The sequence below is a fragment of the Gammaproteobacteria bacterium genome, from assembly GCA_013696315.1.
Lineage (GTDB): Bacteria > Pseudomonadota > Gammaproteobacteria > JACCYU01 > JACCYU01 > JACCYU01.
Genome location: JACCYU010000129.1, coordinates 1 through 3,319, shown reverse-complemented (window position 1 = coordinate 3,319; position 3,319 = coordinate 1). Strand labels below are relative to the sequence as shown.

The following is a 3,319-nucleotide window of genomic DNA, read 5'->3' as shown; positions in this document are numbered from 1 at the left end:
GCAGATACGCCGTATCGCGGTCAATCGTGATAAATCGTGTCATCGCTTCCCCTCGCTACTGTGGCTCCGCTATCTTCGTACAAATCCACGTCGGATAAACCTGCGAAAGTCCGACAGGCTGCTAGGCGCGCAAGACGGCAAGGCCACCGCTACAGTGCTGCGCCTCTCGCAAGGCTGGATCAATCGCAGTCTGGTGCAGGTGCTCGCCGCGCGCTCCACGTTCAGCCTTGGCGTCGATGCGCTGGGCGCTACGATGAACGGCGGCGCGCTCCACGACGGGCGGTTTTTCGCCTGGCTGGGACAGTTCCAGTTGGCCCGGCGCCTCGGCGACAGCGGCAGTCAATTTATTTTCAGAACCGATTTGCAGCTTGCCGAAGACCCGCTGCTGCCCCTGGAACAATTCGCGGTCGGCGGCGCATATACGGTACGAGGCTATCGCGAGAATCAACTGGTCAGAGACAATGGCTTGGTGGCTTCGGCCGAATTCCGTATCCCCGTATTGCGCTTGCCCATCCCCCGGTTAAGCCGCACCGTGGAAGACGGATTCGTTCAGCTCGCACCTTTCGCCGACTTCGGCTGGGCCGAGAACACGGATATTGCCACGCCCGATCCCAACACCATCTCCAGTCTTGGTCTGGGGCTTAGATGGGATCCAAGCTCGAATCTGCACGCGGAAATCTATTGGGGCTACGGCCTGCGCGAGATCGATACCCTGAACGAAGACCTGCAGGACTCCGGTATCCACTTCCGAGTGCAGGCATTCTAAGTCGCGTTTAGCGCCGCGATGCCTTACTTGAACGTCAGCTCAAAGCCGCCGGCGCTTAAGAATTTCTGCTCGCTCTCCAGATCGGCCTTGATTAGCGGGTGCTCGTTCAGCATGCCGGGCTGAAATTCGATCTCCAGCTTTGAGTTTTTCGCGCGCACGGAGTGAATGACTACGTCGCTGCGCGCGGCGCGGGTGCGATGCAGCAGCACTGCCATGCGCAGCAACACGGCTAAGCGCATGACCCGATCGCATTGGTCGTCGGCGACCTGCGCGAAGATCGATCTGGAAAAACGACGCCGGTGACTGCGCACCAGCACCGCCAGTATCTCCTGTTCCTGGCGCGAGAACCCGTGCATGTCGGCGTTCTCCATGAGATACGCACCGTGCTTTTGATACTGGGCATGCGCGATTGCAAGCCCGATTTCGTGCAGTCGCGCGGCCCAGGCGAGGCTGTCGGCGTGGCTGCCGTCAAGTTGCCAGACTTCCGCCACCTGCTCGAACAGGCCGAACGCGGCCGCCTCCACCCGCTGGGTGTGCTCGGTGTCGATCTGAAAACGCCTGGCGATGCCCTCGATGGTGCGCGTGCGCACATCCTCGTGGCGGATGCGGCCCAGCAGATCGTAAACCAGCCCTTCGCGCAACGCGCCATCGGATACGTTCATGTGTTCGATCTTGAGACCTTCCATGAGCGCCTGCAGCACCGCCACGCCGCCCGCGAACACGGGCGCGCGGTCCCTGGACAGACCCGGCAGATCCAGCTTGTCGATATGACCCGTATCGAGCACCGCCTTGACGATGCCGCGCAAGGCCTCCAGCGAAATGCCTTCCGCGCATAATCCCAGCTCGCGCGCGACCTTTGCCACTGCCAGCATGGTGCCGGACGCGCCGAACGAAGTTTCCCAGCCGACGTGGCGGTAGTGGTGCGCGACGGGGCGCATTTCCAAGCGGGCAGCGATGGTGGCGCGCCGCCACACCTCTTCGTTGAGCTTGCGGTCCGCGAAGTACTGCTGCGTCATGCCGATACAGCCCATGTACAGGCTTTCCATGTGCAGCGGCTCGAAGCCCTGGCCGATGATCAGTTCGGTGCTGCCGCCGCCGATGTCCGCCACCAGCCGGCGACCGCCGGTGTCGGCTACGCTGTGCGAAACGCCCAGATAAATGAGCCGCGCTTCCTCGATGCCGCTGATGATTTCTATCGGATGACCTAGCACGGCATAAGCGTCGCGCAGAAAGGCATTGGCGTTACGCGCCTTGCGCAAGGTGTTGGTGCCAACCACGCGCACGCTGTCGCGCGGCATCCTGGCGACGCGCTCGCCGAAGCGGCCGAGGCACTCCAGCGCGCGTTCGCGCGCCGCGTCAGTGATATTGTCGTCGGCGTCCAGGCCGCCGCCGAAACGCACCATTTCCTTGAGCCGGTCCAGCACGTGAATGCGGTGGTCTATGATGCGGACGACGATGAGGTGAAAACTGTTGGAGCCGAGATCGACGGCGGCTACCGTGTCAGGCGCTTTGCTGATTCTGGGCATGGAGGTTCAAGGGCACGTCGGATCGCATAGCATAAGCAGTTCTCCTGACCTCGACCAGCCTCGAATGCAACGAAAGTCGCCGCGGTCCGCATGCGCCTCATCAACGGCGGCTGGCCGCGCTCATTCTCAAAGTCTGGTCGTTCAGCTGCCAAGCCTGACCAGCTGCCCGTTATCCAGCAGCCAGCGGATCTCGCCCGCGCCAGGCGCCAGCGCGCCGTCGATGGACAGCAGGCACGCGCCGCCCTTCTTGATCTTTACCACAGGCGACCTGCCGGACCCGCAAGCCAGGCAGGTCACCAGCTCCGCAAGATCCGGCGCGTGACCGACCAGCGCAATACAGTCGTGGGCGGCGTTCACGCACAGCCATGCGAGGAGCGATGCCAGCGCGGCGCCCGCTTCGAGCTCCGGAATTTCCCGCGCGGCAAGGTCGCCATACACTTTAGAAAGCACCTCGGCGGTCTGCAGGGCCCGCGTGTAGGGACTGGTCGCAAGCAGATCAATACGCGGCACCTCGCGCAGCAGGCCCCGCGCGGCGACCCACATGCGTCGGCGGTCGCGCGCGGTGAGCGGACGCAGGCGGTCGGGCTGGCCGCTGTGCGAAAACGCTTGCGCATCGCCCGCGTCGCCGTGGCGCACTACCAGGATTCTCATCGCACGTTCAGGCGCCTACGGCCGTGGATTGGGACGGGCGTCGTTCGATGCGCGTGGGCGGAAATACGCAGGTGAACACGCTGCCCTTGCCAGGCATGCTCTCCACCCGCAGTTTCGCGCCATGCCGTTGCAGCACGTGCTTGACGATGGCGAGACCCAGCCCGGTACCGCCGCTGATTCTCGAGCGGTCCTTGTCGACGCGATAAAATCGCTCGGTGATGCGCGGGATGTGCTGCGGCTCGATGCCAATACCATGATCCTGAACGACAAAATAGGCGCCCTCGGCATCCGCATACCAGCGCAGGACTATATCACCACCGGCTGGCGAATAGCGGATGGCGTTGCTAACGAGATTGAGAAAGGCGCTGTACAACTC

Annotated in this window: 4 protein-coding genes; 1 reads left to right on the top strand and 3 read right to left on the bottom strand. The window is 63.1% G+C overall.

Annotated elements, in window-relative coordinates; translation table 11 throughout:
* A partial coding sequence (locus H0V34_07930) for a ShlB/FhaC/HecB family hemolysin secretion/activation protein (GenBank protein ID MBA2491622.1) occupies nt 1–766 on the top strand: 766 nt, incomplete at its 5' end.
* Nucleotides 767–789: 23 nt separating this feature from the next.
* Here H0V34_07930 and ppx read toward each other — a convergent pair.
* From ppx to H0V34_07915, 3 genes are all read right to left on the bottom strand, one after another.
* Nucleotides 790–2,292, bottom strand: a complete 1,503-nt coding sequence (gene ppx / locus H0V34_07925; protein ID MBA2491621.1) for an exopolyphosphatase — start codon at nt 2,290–2,292, stop codon at nt 790–792.
* Between the two features lie 141 nt (nt 2,293–2,433).
* Nucleotides 2,434–2,943, bottom strand: a complete 510-nt coding sequence (locus H0V34_07920) for a histidine phosphatase family protein (GenBank protein MBA2491620.1) — start codon at nt 2,941–2,943, stop codon at nt 2,434–2,436.
* 7 nt (nt 2,944–2,950) lie between these two features.
* A partial coding sequence (locus H0V34_07915; protein MBA2491619.1) for a PAS domain-containing sensor histidine kinase occupies nt 2,951–3,319 on the bottom strand: 369 nt, incomplete at its 5' end.